Raw genomic sequence first — 21,093 nt, 5'->3', positions numbered from 1 at the left:
GCCCCGCCTTGCGCCTCAGTCGGCGATCGGCAGGTACACCCGGTTCCCCGCCTCCGCGAACTCCTTCGACTTCTGCAGCATGCCCTCGGCGATCTCCTCCGCCGTGGCACCCTCGGCCGCCGCACCGCCGAACTGCTCTGTGATGCTGTGGCTGATCTTCATCGAGCAGAACTTCGGGCCGCACATCGAGCAGAAGTGCGCGGTCTTGGCGGGCTCCGCCGGGAGGGTCTCGTCGTGGAACTCCCGTGCCGTGTCCGGGTCCAGGGAGAGGTTGAACTGGTCCTCCCACCGGAACTCGAAGCGGGCGTCGGACAGCGCGTCGTCCCACTCCTGGGCGCCCGGGTGCCCCTTGGCGAGGTCGGCCGCATGGGCGGCGATCTTGTAGGTGATGACGCCGGTCTTGACGTCGTCACGGTTGGGCAGGCCCAGGTGTTCCTTGGGCGTGACGTAGCAGAGCATCGCCGTGCCCCACCAGGCGATCATCGCCGCGCCGATGCCGGAGGTGATGTGGTCGTAGGCCGGTGCGACGTCCGTCGTCAGCGGGCCGAGCGTATAGAACGGAGCCTCATCGCAGATCTCCTGCTGAAGGTCGATGTTCTCCTTGATCTTGTGCATCGGGACGTGTCCCGGGCCCTCGATCATGGTCTGTACGTTCAAACGCCTGGCGATCCGGCCGAGTTCCCCGAGCGTGCGCAGTTCCGCGAACTGGGCCTCGTCGTTGGCGTCCGCGATCGAGCCGGGCCGGAGGCCGTCGCCCAGCGAGTAGGTGACGTCGTACGCGGCGAGGATCTCGCAGAGCTCCTCGAAGTTCTCGTAGAGGAACGACTCCTTGTGGTGCGCCAGGCACCAGGCGGCCATGATCGAGCCGCCGCGCGAGACGATGCCGGTCTTGCGGTTCGCGGTGAGCGGCACATGGGCGAGGCGCACCCCGGCGTGCACGGTCATGTAGTCCACGCCCTGCTCGGCCTGCTCGACGACGGTGTCCTTGTAGATCTCCCAGGTCAGTTCCTCGGCCCTGCCGTCCACCTTCTCCAGGGCCTGGTAGAGCGGGACCGTGCCGATGGGGACGGGAGAGTTGCGCAGCACCCACTCCCGGGTGGTGTGGATGTTGCGGCCGGTGGAGAGGTCCATGACCGTGTCGGCGCCCCAGCGGGTCGCCCAGGTCATCTTGTCCACCTCCTCCTCGATGGAGGAGGTCACCGCGGAGTTGCCGATGTTGGCGTTGACCTTCACCAGGAACCGCTTGCCGATGATCATCGGTTCGATCTCGGGGTGGTTGACGTTGGCCGGCAGCACCGCACGGCCTGCCGCGATCTCCTCGCGGACGGTCTCGGGGGCGACGTTCTCCCGGATGGCCACGAACTCCATCTCCGGGGTGATCTCCCCGCGCCGCGCGTACCCGAGCTGTGTCACGGCTCGGCCGCCACGGCCGCGGCGGGGCTGGCGCGGCCGTCCGGGAAACACCGCGTCGAGGTTGCGCAGACCGCCGCGCGGCGAGGTGTGCTTGATCCCGTCGTCCTCGGGGCGGACCGGACGGCCCGCGTACTCTTCGGTGTCGCCGCGGGCCACGATCCAGTTCTCCCGCAGCGGCGGCAGGCCCCGGCGGACATCGGTGCCGACGAGCGGATCGGTGTACGGGCCGGAGGTGTCGTACAGCGTGACCGACTGCCCGTTGGTGAGGTGCACCTGACGGACCGGCACCCGCAGATCGGGCCGTGAGCCCTCCACGTAGCCCTTGTGCCAGCCGATGGACTTCCCGGCCTCCTCGCCGGAGGCGGCGGAAGCGATCTGCTCCTCGTCGCCGGAGAGCTGCTTGGAGGCAGGCGTGCGTACGTCCTTGTTGGTCATGAGACCTACTCCCTACGCCGGCATTACCCGGTAACAGGTTCGGCGGTCGGCGCAGCGGTGTCCGTCTGTCGGCGTCCCGTGTGAAACATCGCACGTTCCACGTGAAACATCGCGAAGACGGAGGTCAGCGCCCTCTCAGCCCGGTGCTCCGAGCTCCCGCGTGTGCAAAGGTGCCACCACGCTAGCGTCCATTGTGGCGCGGTGAACAGTGGGCCCGGCCCGTTCTTGCGATGATCGGGCGGTGACCACGACAGAGCGGTTCCCCCATCCACCGCCCGAACCACGGCGCGAACAGGACTTCCGGCACGGCCAGGAAGCCACCGGTACGAGTCATGGGCACGGCGCCGGTATCGGCCATGGGCACGGTCCCGCGACCGGTGGCGGGCACGGCCCGGGGAACGACCACGGACACGGTCCGGGGAGCGGTGGCGGACACGGGCACAGTCACAGCCACGGGCCCGCCGCACCCGTCTCGAAGCACCTCCGCAAGGTGATCGCCGCGATCCTGATTCCGTTCGCCGTCCTGGTGGTGGCCGGGCTCGCCATTCTGTGGCCGGGCGGTGCCCCGTCGCACGAGCGCACCGGCGTCGGCTTCGACCGGCAGACGCAGCAGGCGACCGTCGTCGAGGTGCTCGGGGTCAGTTGCCGGTCGGTGAACGCCTCCGGGGACGCACCGACCGGCGACACCTCCACCGCCGAGGGCTCCTCCGCACAGCAGCAGCAGTCCGGGGCCTGCAAGAAGGCCACGATCCGGGTGGACACCGGCAACGACAAGGGCCGGACCTTCACCGAGATCGTGCAGCCCGACCAGTCCCGGCAGCTGCATCAGGGCGAGAAGGTCGTGGTCGCCTACGAGCCCTCGGCACCCAAGGACCTGCAGTACTCGGTCACCGACGTCGACCGGCGCTTCCCGATGGCGCTGCTGGCCGGTATCTTCGCGCTCGCCGTCGTGGTCGTCGGGCGGATGCGGGGCGTCATGGCGCTGGTCGCGCTGGCCATCAGTTTCCTGGTGCTGAACCTGTTCATCCTGCCCGCGGTCCTTCAGGGATCGAACCCGCTGGTCGTGGCGGTGGTGGGGGCCAGCGCCATCATGCTGATCGCGCTGTACATGTGCCACGGCCTGTCCGCCCGTACCTCGGTCGCGGTACTCGGCACGCTGGTCTCGCTGATGCTGATCGGTGTTCTGGGCTCCCTGTTCATCGGCTGGGCCGCGCTGACCGGCAACACCGACGACAGCACCGGGCTGATCCACGGCCTGTATCCGTCGATAGACATGAGCGGCCTGCTGCTCGCCGGTGTCATCATCGGCTCGCTCGGCGTCCTGGACGATGTGACGGTGACCCAGACCTCGGCGGTCTGGGAACTGCACGAGGCCAATCCCGCGATGGGCCGGCGCGAGCTGTACCGGGCGGGCATCCGCATCGGACGTGACCATATCGCCTCCGTCGTCAACACCCTCGTCCTCGCGTACGCGGGTGCGGCGCTCCCTCTGCTGCTGCTGTTCTCCATCGCGCAGAGCGGTGTGACGACCGTCGCCACCAGTGAGCTCGTCGCGGAGGAGATCGTGCGCACGCTGGTGGGCTCGATCGGCCTGGTCGCCTCGGTGCCGGTCACCACGGCGCTGGCCGCGCTCGTGGTCTCGGCCGACCGTCCGGGACCCACGGAGGCCGCGGAACCGGCCACCCTGCCCGCTCCGGCGCGCGGCGGAAGGGGAAGGCGCCGCAGGCGCTGATGCCGGGCCCGTGGCCGTCTCTGCCTCCTGGGCACCCGGCGAAGCGTTCCTGCACCCCCTGAGGCCGTGGCGAAGCGTTACGGCAGCGCCCGTGTCCCCTGCCGCGAGGCCTCAGCCCGCGCTCTGTTCCTCCGCCAGGATGCGGTCGAGGGCTTCGTCGAGATGGGCGTCGAAGTCCGCCAGCGCCCCCTCCTGCCCCAGAGGCACCAGCTTGTCCGTGCGGTCCAGGAACGCCACCAGGGGTGCCGTCGAGGAGCGGAACAGCGCCCGGTCGCCACCGACCTGAAGCCGGATCAGGACCTCGCTCAGCGAGTCGCGGCCGGCCGGTGAGATGCGCACATCACCGTCCCCGCACGGGGTCCCCACCCCGTCGATGAGCAGCTCCCGCCCGAACGCCCAGGTCACCGGGGCGTCTCCGGGCAGATGAAAGGTCAGCCGTACGGCATAGGGATCACAGGTCTCGTACCGCAACTCCACCGGGATGCGGAAGGAGAGCTCCTCGGACACGAGAAAGCTCATCATGACCTCTGCCTGTACGGACTCGCGCATCGCTACCCCGGTGTTTGCCGTCGACTGGCCGGGAATCCATCCCGTGACTGGTGCATCTTGCTGAACGTACACATCAGATCACAAGGAGTGAGTTTTCAGATACTGATAGAGAGCGCCAGCGAGCCCAGACGCCGTCCCACCTCGCGTTGCAACTGGCGCGCGGCGGGCAGCAGCCGGTCCGCCTGATGCGCCGGCAGGGAGAGGGCCATCGCGGCCGCCGTGGTGCCCACCGTGATGGGGATCGCCGCGCAGACCGTCCCCAGCGCGTACTCCTGCCGCTCGGTCACCGGCTCCATCGGCCGGATGCGTTCCAGACGCCGCAGCACCGAGTGACCGTCACGGACCGTGTACGGGGTGAGGGACTGCACGGGGTAGCGGTCGAGATGGTCGCGGCGGGCCCTGTCGTCCAGCTGGGACAGCAGGCACTGGCCGATCGCGTGCGCGTGCCCGGTCTCGCGGAAGCCGGCCCATTCCTCGACCGCCGGGGCGGCCGCGGTGGCGGAGACGCACATGAGCTCGATCTCGCCCTCGCGGTACATCGCGTAGTACACCGGGGCACCGATGGAGTCCCGCCACTGGGCGAGGGCCTCGACGATCGTGCTGCGACGTTTCTGCGCCGCTCCGTTGCTGCTCAGCCGTTCAGCGGCCTCGCCGAGGAAGAACAGGCCCCGGTCGCGGCGCAGATAGCCCTCGTGGACGAGGGTGCGCAGCAGATGGTAGGCGGTGGGCAGGGCCAGGCCCGTCTCTCGGGCGAGCTGTTTGGCGGGCGCTCCGTGCTCGTGCCGCGCGACGGTCTCCAGCAGGCGCATCGCGCGCTGCACGGACCCGATGAGGGTCGGGGGCTGCTGGGGCCGCGGCTGCTCCGGGACCGTGGTCCCGGGCCGTTCCACGGGGGCCGACGAACGCGGCTGCGCCGGGAGGGTTGTCGAGCGGGACGGCCCCCGGGGTGCGGGCGGCGCGTGCCGTTCTGCGGGTGTGGTGTCAGCCGTGGCCAAGGGGTCACTCCCGTAGCGCGAGGGGGCAGCCGTGCGGGAACACGATGGGGGGTGTGCGCCGCCCGCGGGGGCCGGCCCCCGCGTCGATCTCCGGACCTTATCCGCCTGTCACCGCGCGCGGACTGCTTGTCCGGGAAACTTCCCTCCCGCGAGGGAACCGGCGATTCCCGTTACCGGCCGCCGGTTGCCCCTGACATTCACCAGTCGCTGCGCGAGGACGAACCCGTCAGGAACTTCCGCACGATGTAGATCAGCCCGCCGACCAGGGCTACGAAGATCAGCACCTTGAAGAGCAGCCAGACCACGAAGCCGATCACGCTCGCTATCACGCCGCCGAAGACGACCAGAGCGATGACGGGCACCGCGATCCACTTCACCCACCACGGCAGACCCGCGAAGATCTCTCGCATTGCCCTCGTCCTCATCTCTCCGCCGGCTCGGGGCCGGGTCCTGTCGGCGGCCCGCACTTCCCGGTGCGAACCCTGCCGGTGTCCTGCGTTCGATGCTAGAGCCGGGAGGGCGCCCGCGGGGCCCTCGCATCCCTTGTCCTGCCCTGACCGGTCCCCTAGGGAACCCCGAGACGCAGTCTCAGGCTTCCGGGGGAGAGAACACGACCAGGACCCGCAGATCCTCGCTGATGTGGTGGAACTTGTGGGCCACTCCGGCCGGTACGTACACCACGCTGCCGCGGGCCACCTCGGTCGTCTCCAGACCGACCGTGATGGAGGCGCGTCCGCTGACGACGAAGTACACCTCGTCCTGGTTGTGCGGCTTCTGCGGGTCCTGTGCGCCCGCGTCGAGCGCGTACAGGCCGACCGACATGTTCCGCTCGCGCAGGAACTGAAGGTAGGCGCCCTCGTTGGCGGCTCGTTCCGTCTCCAGTTCGTCCAGCCGGAATGCCTTCATCGTCCTCGCCCGTACTCGTAGTCGATCTGGTCTGCCACGATCAGACACATGAAGAATTTCGTAGTCAAGACGATCGCCAACGCGGGCGCCCTGGCGGTCGCCGTGTGGGTGCTCGACAAGATCACCCTGACCGGGGACAGCACCGCCAAGAAGGCCGGCACGCTGATCGTCGTCGCCCTGATCTTCGGGCTGGTGAACTTCCTGGTCAAGCCGGTGGTGAAGGTACTGACCTTCCCGTTGTTCATCCTCACACTGGGCTTGATCACCCTCGTGGTCAACGCGCTGATGCTGCTGTTGACGTCGTGGGTGTGCGGCAAGCTCCATCTGAGCTTCCACGTCGACGGCTTCTGGACGGCCGTCCTGGGCGGTCTGATCGTCTCGATCGTCTCCTGGGCGCTGAACCTGGTCCTGCCGGACGAGGACTGACCCGACAAGGACTGACCCGGGGGGCCGAGGAAGCGCCCCGAGCAGGAAGTGGGCGGCGGGCCGCGCTCGGCCCACCGCAGGACGAACAGCAGGCGAAGGAAGGCAGGGCGGCATGAACGATTCCGCTGCGGACGACCCGAACGGCACGCGGGCGCAGCCCCGTTTCCCTACCGGCGCGGGTGACGGCACACGTGCGGTGCGGGCCGGGCTGCCCGAACCGGTCAAGCACGAACCGACGCTTCCGGGGCCGGTGTTCGCCGCCCACTTCCATCTGCCGGGCGATCCCGCGGGCCCCTACACCTACGGCCGCGACGAGAACCCGACCTGGACACTGCTGGAGCGCGCGATCGGCGAGCTGGAGGCACCCGGGGAGGACAGTGCCGAGACGCTGGTGTTCGCCTCCGGCATGGCCGCCATCTCGTCGGTGCTCTTCTCCCAGCTGCGCACCGGGGACACGGTGGTGCTGCCCAGCGACGGCTACCAGGCGCTGCCCCTGGTCCGCGAACAGCTTCAGGAGTACGGGATCGAGGTACGCACGGCGCCGACCGGCGGGGACGCCCAGCTCGACGTGCTGGACGGGGCACGGCTGCTGTGGATCGAGTCCCCGTCGAACCCGGGGCTGGACGTGTGCGACATCCGGCGGCTGGTCGAGGCGGCACACGCGCGTGGCGCCCTGGTCGCCGTCGACAACACGCTGGCGACCCCCCTCGGGCAACGGCCGCTGGCGCTGGGCGCGGACTTCTCCGTGGCCAGCGGCACCAAGCAGCTCACCGGGCACGGCGACCTCCTGCTCGGATACGTCGTCGGCCGCGGCGGCGAGGCCATGGCGGCCGTGCGCCGCTGGCGCAAGATCGTCGGGGCGATCCCGGGGCCGATGGAGGCCTGGCTCGCCCACCGTTCGATCGCCACCCTGCAACTCCGCGTCGACCGGCAGAACGCCTCCGCCCTCGCTCTCGCCGAGGCACTGCGCGGACGGCCCGAGGTGACCGGGCTGCGCTACCCCGGGCTGCCCGACGACCCCTCGCACGAGACCGCCGCACGGCAGATGCGGCGCTATGGGTGCGTGGTGTCCTTCACGCTGCCCACGCGTGCGCGTGCCGAGCGTTTCCTCGACGCGCTGCGGCTGGTGGACCCCGCGACGAGCTTCGGCGGGGTGCGCTCCACCGCCGAGCGGCGCGGACGCTGGGGCGGCGACGCGGTGCCGGAGGGCTTCATCCGGATGTCCGCCGGCGCCGAGGACCCCGAGGACCTGGTGGCGGATGTACTGCGGGCGCTGGAGGAGTCGGCGGAGTCGGCCGGCTGAGGCTCTCCGGGCACCGCCCGTTCCGGTCCGTCTCCCTCCGTGCACGGCGGACGGTCCGAGCCTCCCCCCTCGTGGCTCGGACCGTCCTCGGTTCCGCGCGCAAGAACCGCGCGAACAAGGCTAGTTGACTCTCCGTCAGTGTCCAATCACGGTAGCGACAGAGACCTATCGACATATTTATAGTTGGGCGGGGCCGGGGGGGCCGTACGGAAAGGGCACCAAGAGGGGTGGGCGTGCCATGGATCTGGCATTGCTGCGCACGTTCGTGACCGTGCACCGCGCGGGCTCCTTCACCCGCGCCGCGGCGCTCCTCGGCCTCTCCCAGCCGGCCGTCACCTCACAGATCCGCACGCTGGAAAGGCAGTTGGGACGCCCCCTGTTCCTGCGACGGGCCCGTGGCGTGACGCCCACGACCATCGGCGACGAGCTCGCGCACAAGGCCGCGCCGCACTTGGACGCGCTTGTGGAGATCACCGAGTCCGATCTCGACGAAGAGTCCTCCCTGCGCACGCTGCACCTGGCCGGGCCACCGGAGTTCGTCGCGGAACGGGCCCTGCCCGCGCTGACCGGACTGACCGGCGACGACGGACAGGGCTTCGCACTGCGCGCCTCCTTCGGAACCGCCGAGGAGACCCTGGACGGCCTGTCCGCCGGACATCACGATCTGGCCATCAGCACCGCCCGGCCCCGCGGCGGGCTGCTCACCGCGGCTCCGCTGTGCGACGAGGAACACGTCCTGGTCGCCGCTCCGCTCTGGGCCGAGCGGATCGCCCCGGCGACACCACGCCGCACGGTCGTGCCCACCCTGGAGACCGTCCCCGTGATCGAGGTCCACGAGTCGCTCCCCTTCGCCTCCCGCTACTGGGGCTCGGTGTTCGACGCCCGGCCCGCGACGTCCGGCACGGTGATCGTCCCCGATCTGCGCGCGGTTCTCACCTGCGTGGTCGCCGGCGCGGGGCTCGCGGTACTGCCCCGGTATCTGTGCGCGGCCGCGCTGGGGCGGGGCGAGATCGTACCCCTGCACGAGCCCGCGGTACCGCCGCTGCGCACCTACTTCCTCGCGGTCCGCACCGGAACGCTGGCGATGCCGCACATCGCGCGGGCCCACGAGTGGCTGCTGCGGGCGGCCACCACCTGGTACTGAGTGAACCGGTACCGAGTGAAGAAGAGCGCGGCCACTGAGCGGGGGGAAGGGCGCGTCGTGAGACCGAAGCGGCGTGCGATGTTTCACGTGGAACCAGCCGGGCCACATTTCTCCCATGACCGTCCGACCCGTGGTCAAGCGCACCGCCCGCGCCGTTCTCCTCGACGGTGACGACCTGATCCTGATCAAGCGCACCAAGCCAGGTGTCGATCCCTACTGGGTCACTCCCGGGGGCGGGGTCGAGCCCGAGGACGCGACCGTGGTCGACGCCCTGCACCGCGAGGTGCACGAGGAACTCGGCGCCAAGATCGTCGACGTGGTGCCCTGCTTCGTGGACACCGTGGAGCACATCGGCGAGGACGGCGGTGCGACCGGAGTGAAGGTGCAGCACTTCTTCGTCTGCCGGCTGGAGTCCATGAACCTCTCCGAGCGGCATGGGCCCGAGGTGGACCAGCCCGCCGGGGAGTACGAGATCGTGCGGGTGCCGTTCACACGGGTCGGCATCGCCTCCGTCCACCTCGTCCCGCTGTCCCTGCGCCACTACCTGGACGGGAACATCGAGGGCGTGCGGGCCATGCACGCTCCCGACCTGGGCTGAGGGCGCCGGGCTCTCCGGCGTGGCCAAAAGCACGTATGTGTGGTCCCAAGCAGGTGGACGCCGAGGGGGTCCTTCGGACAGCCTGACCTGCGTGTCGACTCCTTCACCCGCGCGTTTCGCCATCCGCCGCCTGACGCTTCGCGATCTCTCCGCCTGCGCCGACTTGTCCGAGAACCGGGGATGGCCGCGGGAGGAGCACAAGTGGGGCTTCCTCCTGACGGCCGGGACGGGTTACGGCATCGACGACCCCGACGGAGGACTCGTCGCCACGTGTGTCGTGAGCGAGTACGGACCGCAGGGCCGTCCGGATCTCGGCGCCATCGGCATGGTCCTGGTCGCCGAACGACATGCCCGCCAGGGCATCGGACGGCGGCTGATGCGCCATGTCGTCTCGACGATGGGCAGCACCCCCCTGACTCTCCATGCGACACCGTTCGGCCGCCCGCTCTACGAGGAGCTGGGCTTCAAGGTCACCGGCAGGGCGGAGATGGTGGTCGGCCACTTCAGGCCGGGCCCGGATGAACCGCGCTCCCGCATCGCCACGCGCGCGGCCACCGCGGCGGATCTCCCGGGCATCCTCCGGCTCGACGAGGAGGTGTTCGGTGTCGACCGGACTCCGGCCATCACGCGACTGCCCGCGTTCGCCGACCAGTTGCGCGTCGCCGAGGAGCGCGGCCGGATCATCGGCTACGCGGCGGCCTGGCCCAATATGGACACCCATGTGGTGGGCCCCCTGATCGCCCGGGACACGGAGACGGCCAAGGCTCTGATCGCCTCCCTCGCCGCCGGAACCCACCGCAGGCTGCGCACCGACATCGACGTACGTCACGAGGAGCTGCTGGCCTGGGTGACGGAGCGCGGGCTGACCCCGGTGTCCGGCAACGACGTCATGCTGTACGGCATCACGGAGCCGCCCGGGGACTGGACCCGCCGCTTCGCTCCGCTCACCGTCGCGGCAGGCTGAGGGACAAAGACTCTCGATTACGCGCTATACCCGTAAAGGCCGTCCATTGCTGCGCTGCTCCATCCTGCGCTCAGCCGCTCCGGGACGGAGGAGACGCCCATGACAGCGACGGACCCCACGCTCACCGCCCTGGCCCAGGGCTGGTCCGCACTCGCCCTGCTGCACGGCGGGATCGAGACGCGCGTGGTGGCATCTGCGCCAACGTCACCGAAGCCGGGCTCAAGCTCCTGGCGGAGGCCCGGCCGACCAACGACCGGGCCCTGCGCGAGGCACTCGACGAAGCCGCGAAGAACCCGGAGCTGGCACCACTGGTCCGGGCCGTCGAGTCCTTGCACGCCGGCGCCCCGGCATAGCCCCGGCGCGAACCGGACCACCGCATAGGCTGCGGGACATGGAAGATCTCGCCATACGAGCCGCAGTCGCCGCCGACGTGCCTGCCATCGTGGCCATGCTCGCGGACGACCCGCTGGGGGCGCGACGCGAGTCCCCGGACGACCTCGCACCCTACCTGGCCGCGCTGGAGCGGCTCAGCGCCGATCCGCATCAGCACCTGGTGGTCGCCGAACGCGAGGACCGCATCGTCGGCACACTCCAGCTCACCATCATTCCGGGCCTGTCCCGGCGCGGCTCCACCCGATCGATCATCGAAGCCGTCCGTATCCACGCGGACGAGCGCGGCAGCGGGCTGGGCACGCGGCTCATCGAGTGGGCCGTCGACGCCTCACGGCGTGAGGGATGCCAGTTGGTCCAGCTCACCTCGGACCGGACGCGCACCGACGCCCACCGCTTCTACGAGCGTCTGGGCTTCGAAGCCTCGCACGTGGGTTTCAAGCTCCACCTGTGAGCACCGTGAGGACAAACCCGCCGAGGGGCGGACGTTTCACGTGAAACGTCCGCCCCTCGGATCGTGGGGGACTTCCGGGCCTATCCGATGCCTCGCCACCCCTCCGGGTCGACGCCGCCGGGCACGGAAGCCTCTGCGTCGTAGGGCTGACGCGTGAACACGAATGACCCGAGGTCCAGATGGTCCACGGAGCCGTCCGGCCGCCGCACCACCCGCAGCACCTCGCCGGCGTAGTAGCCCTCCAGCCCCGTCCACGTGCCGTCACCGTTCGCCCGGAACCGCGAACGCCGGCCGTTGCCGGACAGCGGCTCCAGCGAGGCGAGCCCGTCGGCAGTCAGCCGCAGGCCGAACCCGTACGTCCCCCAGTACCACGGGCCCGCCAGTTCCAGCAGCGACGGCTCGATCTTCCGCAGCGGCCGCCAGGGCTCCGGAATCCGCGGCTCGGCGTCGGCGACGATCCGCACGAGGTCGGCCGCCACCGCGGCGAGCAGCGGCCCGGACGTACAGTTCGCCAGCACCACCGCGGCCACGTCGTCCTCCACGCCGATGGCAAGCGAGGCCAGAAAGCCCGGGAGCGACCCGCCGTGCCCGACGAGAAGCCGCTCGCCCCACCGCCGCACCTCGAGCCCCAGGCCGTACGCGTACCCGGACGCCACATCCGCCGCCTCGGGCGGGGCCGCCGGAGTCCTCATCTCCCGAAGCGACTCGGCGCTCAGTACCCGGTCGTCCCCCTGGACCAGGAAGGCGGCGAAGCGCGCCAGGTCCCCCGTCGTGGACCACAGTTGCCCGGCCGATGCCATCCGTCCGAGGTCCTCGGCGGGCTCGGGCAGCAGCACATCGGCCCAGGGGTGCACCGCCCAGCCCCCCGCGTGCGGTGCCTCGGGACGGGCACCCGTGCGGTGCAGGCCCAGGGGTTCGAGCACTTCCCGCCGAAGGACCTCCTCCCAGGGAGCGCCCCGCAACTCCTCGACGAGCGCGCCCAGCAGGGTGTAGCCGGGATTCGAGTAGTGGAACCGTCGGCCGGCCGGGTGCCGCAGCGGCTCCTCGCCCAGCACATCGGCCAGTTCGGGCCGCAGGGCCCCCGGCGACCTCTCCCACCACGGCGCCGGCGACTCGGCGGCCAACCCGGCCGTGTGCGCCAGCAGTTCGGCTACGGTCGCCTTCCCCACGCCGGTGCCCGGCAGATGCTTCTCCAGCGGATCCCCGAGGTCGAGCAGTCCCTCGTCGCGCAGCCGCAGAACAAGCACGGCGGTGAAGGTCTTGGTGATCGAGCCGATGCGGTACTGCGTGTCCTGATCCGGTGCGTGTCCGTCCACCGACGTCCGCGCACCGTGCCAGACCGTCCGCCCCTCCCGCAGGACCGCGGCCACGAGCGACGGCGCCCGCCCCTCGGCCTGGGCCACAGCGATCCGGTGCAGCAACGCCCGGCGAGTACCGGGAAGCAGGTCATCCTGAAATGTCGTCATGTGCACAGTCCACCCGGAGAGTCGGCCACACGTCGAGCTCATTTCCGCGCAGGGCCCAGGGCGAGGTCGGGATCAGGCGGCTTGCCCGTGTCGGCCGAGTACACCACGCTTAGCCCCGAGCACGAGGACCACCGGCGAGCCCGGATCGCGCACCGATGAGTTTCCCGAGCCGCGCCAGTCCATACACCGGACGCCCACGGACGGAAGGCTGGGCCATGCGGAAACTGATCTACGGCATGAACCTGACTCTGGACGGCTACGTCGCCGCGGCCGGCGACGACATCGGCTGGAGCGGACCGCCGAGCCACGAACTGTTCCAGTGGTGGCTCGACCACGAGCAGGCGAGTGGCCTGTCGCTGTACGGGCGCAAGCTGTGGGAGACGATGAGTTCCTACTGGCCGACCGGCGACCAGCAGCCCGACGCCACCCCGGCGGAGATCGAGTTCGCGCGGAACTGGCGGGACATGCCGAAGGTGGTGTTCTCCTCGACGCTCGACAAGGTCGACTGGAACACCCGCCTGATCACCAGCGACGCGATCGCCGAGATCACCCGGCTCAAGGCCGAGGACGGCGGCCCGATGAACATCGGCGGCGCGACGCTTGCCGGGGCGGCCATGCGCGCCGGGCTGATCGACGAATACGTGATCGCCGCCCATCCGGTCCTGGTGGGAGGCGGCACGCCGTTCTTCACCGCGCTGGACAGCTGGGTGAACCTGAGCCTGGTGGAGACGCGGACGTTTCCCGGCGGCGTGGTCCTGACCAGGTACGAGACGAGGCGCTGAGCGGCTTCCCGCTGTCTCGCCGTGTAGGATCTCACGGCTCGTGTCACAGGCCACCGCTGTGACCTGGGGCTCTCGAACCTGTCTCACCACGTGGCGGGGTTGATCAATCTCACGACAGTGGCGGATCTCCAGAGCTGAGCTCGTCACTCGTCTTCGCTCTCGAAGTCGTAAGGCGGGATGGTCCATCGCATCACCATCTCTCCCGCCTCGTCGGCTTCGAGTTTGACCGGATAGACCTGGCCGGCGTCCCGCTCACCGTGGTGCCTGATCGAGTGGTCGCCCTGGTCCCATTCGATGCCGAGCACTTGGCAGCCGCCGACCTCGACCTCACCGACGTGGAGGGGATGGTGCCGCCCGGCCCGCCGGAAGCGGTGGAAGTCGGTGTGCTTGTCGATCGAGACCATGAGGCCCTTGCCGTGGAGGCGGTCTCGCCAGGCGGTGAGTTCGGCCGTGCGTGCGGCTGCCTCGGCCAGCGGGAGGTCGAGCCACCCGTGCGGTCCGTCGACACCGTACTGCGCGATCCGCTCACCGCCGAACTGCGCGTATGCGTCGTCCTCGTGCCGGCCCCAGTAGGTGACGTCGGCGAGCCCGTCGGCAGGCTCGTCGTCCATTCCCGTCCACGCGTCCAGCCCCGTAGCGTCGCCGATGACCATGCCGCACCGGTCGACGGGCAGGTCCCCGAGCCGGACCGGCACCGATCGGTCCGCGGTTTCGGGCCATGAGAGTCCGAGGCTGATCTCCAGGGTCGCGATCGTCGGTTCCTCGTCGAACGGGGACGGCGAGGTGCTCGCCCTCACCCTCAGCGGCCGGTCGTCGGCGGCCGGAACCGCGACCGCTTCGCACAACCACTCATGAAGATGGCCTCCTCCCGACGCCGCCGCCGCCCTGGCGCGCTCGGACAGGGGCTGACCCAGTTCCCGCCAGTGGTCGATCCACCCGGCCATGCCGAGCACCAGCACACCGGACGGCGCATTGACGGATCCCAGGTCGACGAAGGTCTCAGGCATGCGCCGATTGTGCCTTCCCAGTACGCCAAGATTCGGTGCGAGGTGTCGGCACCCGTCGCCGGAGCCTCCGCGCTGCGGCGACGGGTGCAGTGCGCGAGGTCCGGGCCGACGATCGCGCTCCTCCGGGACGAGGCTGTTTCCCTCGACGGGCCGAACCAGAAGCCCTGTCACCCGGTCTCGCCGCTCGTGACATGTCGATCTTGCGTGACCTGGGCGTTCTTGGCTGTCTCACGGCCTTGTCACCCATGATCAGTCTCAAATCCGTGGCATTTCCTCGCGAGGGCGAGGTCGAGATCAGGCGGCTTGCCCGAGTCGGCCGAGTACACCACGCTGAGCCCCGAGCACGAGGACTACCGGCGAGCCCAGATCGCGCACCGATGAGTTTCCCGCACCGCGCTGGTCTATACGCCGGACACCCACGGACGGAAGGCTGCGCCATGCGGAAACTGATCTACGGCATGAACCTGACCCTGGACGGCTACATCGCCGCGCCCGGCGACGACATCGGCTGGAGCGTGCCGAGCGACGAGCTGTTCCAGTTTTGGTCCGACCAGTTGCAGGCGACCGACCTGTCGCTGTACGGGCGCAAGCTGTGGCAGACGATGAGCTCCTACTGGCCGACCGGCGACCAGCAGCCCAACGCCACCCCGGCGGAGATCGAGTTCGCGCGCCGCTGGCGGAACATGTCGAAGGTGGTGTTCTCCTCGACGATCGACAAGGTCGACTGGAACACCCGTCTGGTCACCGGCGACGCGGTCGCCGAGATCACCCGGCTCAAGGCCGAGGACGGCGGCCCGATGGACATCGGCGGCGCGACGCTCGCCGGGGCGGCCATGCGGGCCGGGCTGATTGACGAGTACGTGCTGGCCACCGCGCCGGTCCTGGGGGGCGGCGGCACGCCGTTCTTCACCGCGCTGGACAACTGGGTGAACCTCAACCTGGTGGAGACGCGGACGTTTCCCGGCGGCGTGGTCCTGACCAGGTACGAGACGAGGCGCTGAGCGCCCGTCACGCGACTCGACCGCCTGCCGGGTCCACGCGAACGTGAACGCCGGTCGGGCTCGGGCGGTTGGGTTCGCGGTAGGCGAGCGACTCTCGGCGTCATCAGCCCGAGATCTTCGAGGATCAAGACCAGGGCTGACGAAAGTCACTGGCTTCTCGTTCCATCCAGAGGTGAGACTTTCGACGTGACGCTTCACGAGGATGAGATCCCAGTCGACGAGACGCTAGTCCGGTCACTGTTGAAGGCACAGCGCCCAGAGTGGGCTGACCTATCGCTGTCGGCCGCGGGTGCCGGCACGGACAACACCATGTATCGGCTGGGCGATGACCTGCTCGTGCGACTTCCACGAACCGCCGGCAACGGACAGTCCGTGCGGAAGGAACAGGAATGGCTTCCTCGCCTGGCGCCCCTCCTTTCCTGTCCGATTCCCGAGCCCGTCCACGCCGGGACTCCCACCGATGCCTTCCCACTGGTCTGGTCGGTCTACCGCTGGATTGACGGTGACGAAGCCGGCCCGGACACCGTCCGGGACTGGACCGCCTTCGGAGCCGATCTGGCGGCGGTCGTGAGGGAGCTCCACGGCATCGACCTCATGGGAGCGACTCGCACGGACGGCCTCAGCTGGTACCGCGGAGGCAGCCTGAAGCCGTGCGATCAGTGGATCACGGGGTGTCTCGACGACTGTCGAACCACGGTGGGTTCTGAGCTCGACGTTGACACTCTGGAACAGTTGTGGCGAGCCGCGCTCGCACTGCCCGAGCCCTCGGGGTCTCAGGTGTGGCTCCACGGCGACCTCAAGCCGACCAACCTCTTGGTCCGGGAAGGCAACCTCCACGCAGTTATCGACTTCGGAGGACTCTCGGTCGGCTTTCCCGACGCCGAGCACTCCACAGTCTGGGACCTGCCGCCACAAGCCCGGCAGGCCTACTGGGACACCCTGAGCCTCGACGATTTGACCTGGACCCGCGCCCGCGCCTGGGCGGTCGCGGTGGGCGTCAGTGGGATCTCCTACTACTGGGACACCTTCCCCGCCTTCGTCGCCGAATGCCGAGCACGACTTCAGGCAATCCTCGCCGACGCCGCTACGCGTTGAGTGGTACACCCGTCACAGGAGCTACTGCCACAGGCGCGAACCAGCCGAGGTCACGAGCATCAGGGCTCACGCTGTTCGCGCTTCAGCAGGACCGCCTCGAGCGGACCGAGAGCCTTGCTTGCCTTCCCCTCAAAACGCTGCGGATGGCTCAGGGGTGTCGTAATTGTGTCCGCCAGGAAGCTACGCATCGCCGTGCGCTCCAAGCTGCTGGCCTGTTTGCGCTGGACTACCTCCAACAGGCTGACGCCCTGTTGCTCTTGCAGTGCTTCAATCCACTCGAGCTCCTCGACGTCGATGACCTCGAGTGGCATGACGTCCTGGCCCTGGAGGAGGCCGCGTTTGTGGGCGCGCTCCCTGATCACGGTCATGCTGACGGGGTTGACGGGGAAGCCTTCGGTGAGCAGGAGGAGTGGTAGATACCTGCGACGGATCTGGCTGCTCACGCCCGTGAGGCGGGATTCGTCCCTCCGGAGGGCCTGGATCGTGGCGTCGATCTGTTGGACCTCTTCGAGCAGCTTGTCGATGTCCTTCACCTGCGCATTGCCAGGGACGGCGGTCGCGGCGTCTCTCTGCAGTTGGCTGGTGGTGACCTCGACGACTATCCAGGTGTCTCCGTAGTCGACCGCGGCGTCTGCAATCTTCTGCCCCTCGCCCTGAAAAGCTGCCTTCAGCTCGGCGTCGTCATAGACGCGACGGGTTGTCCCCTTCCCCGTAATGCTGTGCAGCACCTCAGATACGTAAAGCTCGCTGAACCGTCGCAGGGTCCGGATCGCCTGCCCGGCGAGCTTTTTGTGGTTGGTGGGCCGCGGGTGGGTGTCCGGAGGGAAGCGGACGTCCAAGATCGGGAGCCATCCGAAGGCGCGGTCGATCAGGTGTCGCTGATCCATGACCAGGAGGAATGCGCCGAGGCGGATGACAGGTCGTTGCTGGAAGGCGTCGAAGGTCCATTCGGTGTGACGCTGAGCGCGCTCGTCCTGGACTGCCTGGCGCAGGGTTTCGAGGTCTGCGCTGATCAGGGCCAGTACTTTTGTCACCTGTCCCGCCGGAAGGAGCGTTTCCAGCTCGGCGGTAGGCGTGAGTACGTTCCCGTTGCAGGCAGCGGTCCAGAGCGCCCCCGCTACAACGGTGAGGTCGTCAAGGGTGACGCCAGTGCATTGCTCGTACACGGCGGGAAGATCCACCAGGCCGTCCTTGCCCGCGAACTGCTGCGGCAGTTCGCGCCACCTTCGCACGTAGCGGGCAAAGGTGTGCGGGACGGAGGCGTTGTTGTTGAAGTACTGGTTTGCGATCACCTCACGGCCCAAGTCGCCCGGCTGGTCGGCGATCACCGTCGGGCCTCCCGCGCCGGAAAGCCCGATCATGTCGGAGAACGCGAGGAGGGCGCCGATCAATTTGCCCGGCTTGGCTCCGTCTGGGAGTGAGTCGGGGCTATGCTCGACGGCCGCGCGGGCAAGGAGCATCAGCGCCTGCGGCACTACCAGGGCACGTCGCGGATCACGCAGTTCGTTGAGGACCCGCGTACGAATCGGCTCCTTTAGCCACTGCGTCGCGAAGGCTCGGTCGACATCAGAGTGTGAAGCTCCGGGCCGGCTGAGTGCGTTGAGCAGTTCGGCACAGAACTTCAGTACGAAACTGAGAGGAAGAGCCTGCAGCTGCTTCACGGGGTAGGCGGGGTCAGCTGCGAAGCCGAAGATCTCCTCAAACGTCAGATAGACGGCCATGAGATCGATCGGCTGCGTCTCCGCGGTCGCCGGGGTGATCAGCCCGCTCGGCCGCTGCTGCCAGATCTGGGTGAGTGCCGGAGTGGTCGTCCCCTGGAGGACCGGCCGTTCACGGGTGGGCACAGCCAGATAGGCGTCACGAAGCGGTCCTGGCTCACGGTCGACCAGTTGTCTTCTGAGGAACTCGATCCGCGCCGCGATCTGTCGGCTTGCATCCACGATGTCTCGCCACTCCCTCCCGTTTCCGCACCCATCCTGTGGGGACGTTGAGAGCCGAATCCGCGCTCCGGAAAGGTGGCAGAGGTGGGCCCGCCACGCGCTGAACTGGCTCCGAGTGAGAGTGTCGCACTGGCCACTGACAGCCGGGCCCTGAAACCCTGCTGGCCTGGGCAACTTGGCGGTGGTGGCTTCGTTCACGTTTGGCGGCAGCACTCGTGCATGAATTCCGGAGCCAGTTGTTGATCACCCATCGGAAGATGTTCGCGAGTTTTGACGGCACTGCCGTGCTGTCGCCGCGTCGAGTAATCAATTCGCTGTGCCTGGGCAAGCAGGCGCCGTAGGGTTCCTGCATGACGGATGAGAGTACGCGGGCCGTGCAAGCGGCCATCGATGGGGAGATGCGGCTTCTCGATCCCGAGGTGCGTGCTTCGCAGGCCCGTGTCCTGGAGCTTCTAGATCCGGAGTTCACAGAGTTCGGGGCTTCTGGGCGCCGGTGGGATGCCGAGTCGATCCTCACGGTGACGAGCAGTGGCTCGGTGTCCCCGGAGTCTCCGGTCAAGGTCAGCGAAATGTCCGGAGTCGTCCTCGCACCTGGCGTCGTTCACCTGACGTACTTCGCCGACAACCAGGGCCGTCGGGCATGGCGGAGCTCTCTGTGGCGTCTGACGGAGACGGGCTGGCGAATGTACTTCCACCAGGGCACTTTGACCGGTTGAGCGGGTGAAACCGCCGCCCGCAAGGGCGGCGGTCGCCCAGCGGCCCTCCTATACAAAGCAGTGAGCGACGCTTCCGCGCGAGCGCGATGAGGCAGCAGCTACGCGGTCGTGTAGAGAAGCTGACCCGGGCGTACTTTTTGTCCCAATATGCCGAACCTGAGTCCCTTTCAGTCCCTGTTGCTAGCAGACCACTGCCCTGACGTGCGGTTTTATCAGGGACCGAAGGTGACTCAGGCCCGAAGGCACCGGCGACCGGTTGGTCCCTGGCCGACTGCTGACGGTGGTCAACACTTGTGCAGGGGCGTCGCGCGCGCTCGCTTCATAAGCCAGAGCCGAGCGACACGTCGGGGCAGATCAGGGACTGAGAGGGACTGGGTTTCGGGATTGCGAAATGGATGGCTGAAACGTTCCCGCATCTCAGATGACGCTGCCCGATGGCCCTGCCACAGGGGACATGCCATCAGGGGTGATCACTGGCGTAGTCGTAAGCGGTGTCATTAACCAGTTGCTGCGGCCCTGGGTCCGTGTCGCCGGCTGCTGCGACACCTGAGGTTTGAAGAAGCATCCGACCAGGGGCGGAGGAAGAGCACGCCCTCTGGACAACGCGCTTGCGAACCTTCAAGGTGATTGGGCGCTTGTCCGGGGGGAGCTGGGCTGGCCTGTTGGGGGGACGATGAGCCGTAAGGACGAGTTACGCGAAACGGTGTGGCCGAGCGACGCGCACACCCAGGTCAAGCACCTGGTGTACCGGCACTACCTGCAGTGCTGGATGCCCAAGATCCTTCAGAAATTCCGGGAAGCCACGATCGTCGACGCTTTCGCGGGCCCCGGGGTGTACAAGGACGGCGCTCCGGGCTCCTCAGTGGTGATCGCCCGGACATTTCTCGAGCACACGTACCGTTCGCGTTTCGGAGTTCTCAATCTGGTCTGCCTGGAGGAGCGCGCCGACCGGGTGGAGGAACTGCGGCGTCAGCTCGATAAGTTGCCCCGGGACCCGAGGTTGAGGATTCGCATCCAGTCGCCCGGTGCCTTCGCCGACGAGCAGCCCCGCCTGACCGCGATCGCCCACGGCCCCGACCAGCAACGGCCGGTCCTGTGGATTGTGGACCCTTTCGACCTCAAGTCCATCCCCTACGAGCTGGTGCGGGCCTGCGCGATGCGCCCGCGGGACGAAGTGCTGGTCACCCTGTTCACCGAGGAACTCCACAGGTTCTGTGAGAAGGCCGGCTACGACCAGACGATGAACCGGTACTTCGGTGGCCGTGAGTGGGCCGACGCCGTCCCCGTCCGCGGAGCGTCCAGCCGGACTCGCGCTTTCGCCGACGCCTACGGCCGCGCTCTGAGTCGATCGCGATTGCTGAGCGGTCACTTCGCCGTACGTGTGCACAACCGCGCCGCCCGCTACCACCTCGTGCTGGGAACCCACCACGAAGCGGGCCTGAAGTGCTGGAACCCGGTTAAGTGGAAGCTGGACGCGTACACCGGAGAAGGCGCCTCCGCAGCGAGTGTTGTCCAGCCTGACCTGTTCGGGGAGGCGTACGTCGGCCCGCTGGAGAAGTACCTGCGCGGGCTGGCCGGTCGCGAGCTGAGCTGGACGGAGCTCGCCGCGACGGCAATGAAGATGGGAAATCTTGAGAAGCACCTTCGGCACGCGCTCACGCAGTTGGCCGAGGAAGGCGTGGCTATCCGAACCCATCCGGTTGCGGCCGGCACCATGTGGCCGACGGGCAGCCGGGTCCGGTTCTATGATCCGCTGGATGACGGGACGGAGCCGTAG

20 protein-coding genes, 1 pseudogene and 1 riboswitch are annotated in these 21,093 nt (G+C 68.6%); of the genes and pseudogenes, 13 read left to right on the top strand and 8 right to left on the bottom strand.

All coding sequences use genetic code 11. The annotated features are described in order from the left end of the window. Positions 1 to 15: 15 nt before the first annotated feature. Positions 16 to 1,848, bottom strand: a complete 1,833-nt coding sequence (thiC, locus tag ACIP4X_RS26530; protein ID WP_391459024.1) for a phosphomethylpyrimidine synthase ThiC — start codon at positions 1,846 to 1,848, stop codon at positions 16 to 18. Then, positions 1,841 to 2,018, bottom strand: a riboswitch (TPP riboswitch). Its footprint overlaps the gene before it by 8 nt. 71 nt (positions 2,019 to 2,089) lie before the next feature. Here thiC and ACIP4X_RS26525 point away from each other — a divergent pair. Beyond that, on the top strand, positions 2,090 to 3,580 hold the full coding sequence (locus ACIP4X_RS26525) for a YibE/F family protein (protein WP_401350938.1): 1,491 nt from the start codon (positions 2,090 to 2,092) through the stop codon (positions 3,578 to 3,580). Positions 3,581 to 3,691: 111 nt separating this feature from the next. On the opposite strand, the gene ACIP4X_RS26520 is transcribed toward ACIP4X_RS26525, so the two are convergent. From ACIP4X_RS26520 to ACIP4X_RS26505, 4 genes are all read right to left on the bottom strand, one after another. Continuing rightward, positions 3,692 to 4,129 (bottom strand): SsgA family sporulation/cell division regulator, encoded by a 438-nt coding sequence (locus tag ACIP4X_RS26520; protein ID WP_141359892.1) that lies wholly within the window; start codon positions 4,127 to 4,129, stop codon positions 3,692 to 3,694. A gap of 95 nt (positions 4,130 to 4,224) precedes the next feature. After that, complete coding sequence (locus ACIP4X_RS26515) at positions 4,225 to 5,019, bottom strand: IclR family transcriptional regulator (protein WP_401350936.1); 795 nt, start codon at positions 5,017 to 5,019, stop codon at positions 4,225 to 4,227. Positions 5,020 to 5,321: 302 nt separating this feature from the next. After that, positions 5,322 to 5,534: a DUF5326 family protein gene (locus ACIP4X_RS26510; RefSeq protein WP_326803230.1), complete on the bottom strand. Its 213-nt coding sequence runs from the start codon at positions 5,532 to 5,534 to the stop codon at positions 5,322 to 5,324. 178 nt (positions 5,535 to 5,712) lie between these two features. After that, a complete protein-coding gene (locus ACIP4X_RS26505; RefSeq protein WP_358732114.1) occupies positions 5,713 to 6,030 on the bottom strand; it encodes a cupin domain-containing protein in 318 nt (105 codons plus the stop codon). Positions 6,031 to 6,078: 48 nt separating this feature from the next. Between ACIP4X_RS26505 and ACIP4X_RS26500 the strand changes: the two genes are divergently transcribed. The 7 genes and pseudogenes from ACIP4X_RS26500 (at position 6,079) to ACIP4X_RS26470 (ending at position 11,309) form a co-directional block, all read left to right on the top strand. After that, a complete protein-coding gene (locus tag ACIP4X_RS26500; protein ID WP_358732115.1) occupies positions 6,079 to 6,456 on the top strand; it encodes a phage holin family protein in 378 nt (125 codons plus the stop codon). A 112-nt stretch (positions 6,457 to 6,568) separates the two neighbouring features. After that, positions 6,569 to 7,759, top strand: coding sequence for a cystathionine gamma-lyase (locus ACIP4X_RS26495; RefSeq protein WP_401350934.1), 1,191 nt, complete (start codon positions 6,569 to 6,571; stop codon positions 7,757 to 7,759). Between the two features lie 238 nt (positions 7,760 to 7,997). Then, positions 7,998 to 8,903: a LysR family transcriptional regulator gene (locus ACIP4X_RS26490; protein WP_358732119.1), complete on the top strand. Its 906-nt coding sequence runs from the start codon at positions 7,998 to 8,000 to the stop codon at positions 8,901 to 8,903. A 115-nt stretch (positions 8,904 to 9,018) separates the two neighbouring features. Then, entirely contained in the window at positions 9,019 to 9,501 is a 483-nt protein-coding gene (locus tag ACIP4X_RS26485) for an NUDIX hydrolase (protein WP_358732121.1), read from the top strand. Between the two features lie 91 nt (positions 9,502 to 9,592). Next, on the top strand, positions 9,593 to 10,465 hold the full coding sequence (locus ACIP4X_RS26480) for a GNAT family N-acetyltransferase (protein WP_358732122.1): 873 nt from the start codon (positions 9,593 to 9,595) through the stop codon (positions 10,463 to 10,465). Between the two features lie 99 nt (positions 10,466 to 10,564). Next, positions 10,565 to 10,818: pseudogene (locus tag ACIP4X_RS26475) on the top strand (hypothetical protein). Positions 10,819 to 10,856: 38 nt separating this feature from the next. Then, positions 10,857 to 11,309: a GNAT family N-acetyltransferase gene (locus ACIP4X_RS26470; RefSeq protein WP_358732124.1), complete on the top strand. Its 453-nt coding sequence runs from the start codon at positions 10,857 to 10,859 to the stop codon at positions 11,307 to 11,309. A gap of 80 nt (positions 11,310 to 11,389) precedes the next feature. Here ACIP4X_RS26470 and ACIP4X_RS26465 read toward each other — a convergent pair whose 3' ends face one another. Further along, a complete protein-coding gene (locus ACIP4X_RS26465) occupies positions 11,390 to 12,775 on the bottom strand; it encodes a serine hydrolase domain-containing protein (protein WP_401350931.1) in 1,386 nt (461 codons plus the stop codon). A 215-nt stretch (positions 12,776 to 12,990) separates the two neighbouring features. Between ACIP4X_RS26465 and ACIP4X_RS26460 the strand changes: the two genes are divergently transcribed. Next, entirely contained in the window at positions 12,991 to 13,557 is a 567-nt protein-coding gene (locus tag ACIP4X_RS26460) for a dihydrofolate reductase family protein (RefSeq protein WP_358732128.1), read from the top strand. A gap of 143 nt (positions 13,558 to 13,700) precedes the next feature. Here the strand turns inward: ACIP4X_RS26460 and ACIP4X_RS26455 are convergent, their stop codons facing one another. Beyond that, on the bottom strand, positions 13,701 to 14,564 hold the full coding sequence (locus tag ACIP4X_RS26455) for a hypothetical protein (protein WP_401350929.1): 864 nt from the start codon (positions 14,562 to 14,564) through the stop codon (positions 13,701 to 13,703). A 437-nt stretch (positions 14,565 to 15,001) separates the two neighbouring features. On the opposite strand from ACIP4X_RS26455, the gene ACIP4X_RS26450 reads away from it, so the two are divergent. Both ACIP4X_RS26450 and ACIP4X_RS26445 read left to right on the top strand, forming a co-directional pair. Further along, entirely contained in the window at positions 15,002 to 15,565 is a 564-nt protein-coding gene (locus tag ACIP4X_RS26450) for a dihydrofolate reductase family protein (RefSeq protein WP_401350927.1), read from the top strand. A 186-nt stretch (positions 15,566 to 15,751) separates the two neighbouring features. After that, positions 15,752 to 16,660, top strand: a complete 909-nt coding sequence (locus ACIP4X_RS26445) for an aminoglycoside phosphotransferase family protein (RefSeq protein ID WP_401350925.1) — start codon at positions 15,752 to 15,754, stop codon at positions 16,658 to 16,660. A 59-nt stretch (positions 16,661 to 16,719) separates the two neighbouring features. On the opposite strand, the gene ACIP4X_RS26440 is transcribed toward ACIP4X_RS26445, so the two are convergent. Next, on the bottom strand, positions 16,720 to 18,600 hold the full coding sequence (locus ACIP4X_RS26440; RefSeq protein WP_401350924.1) for a hypothetical protein: 1,881 nt from the start codon (positions 18,598 to 18,600) through the stop codon (positions 16,720 to 16,722). Positions 18,601 to 18,950: 350 nt separating this feature from the next. On the opposite strand from ACIP4X_RS26440, the gene ACIP4X_RS26435 reads away from it, so the two are divergent. Further along, a complete protein-coding gene (locus tag ACIP4X_RS26435; RefSeq protein ID WP_401350922.1) occupies positions 18,951 to 19,316 on the top strand; it encodes a DUF4440 domain-containing protein in 366 nt (121 codons plus the stop codon). A gap of 673 nt (positions 19,317 to 19,989) precedes the next feature. Beyond that, entirely contained in the window at positions 19,990 to 21,093 is a 1,104-nt protein-coding gene (tcmP, locus tag ACIP4X_RS26430; RefSeq protein WP_401350921.1) for a three-Cys-motif partner protein TcmP, read from the top strand.

This window comes from Streptomyces sp. NPDC088817 (genome assembly GCF_044750345.1).
GTDB lineage: Bacteria > Actinomycetota > Actinomycetes > Streptomycetales > Streptomycetaceae > Streptomyces.
Note: the sequence above shows the minus strand (reverse complement) of the source record. Positions and strands in the feature narration are given on the sequence as shown.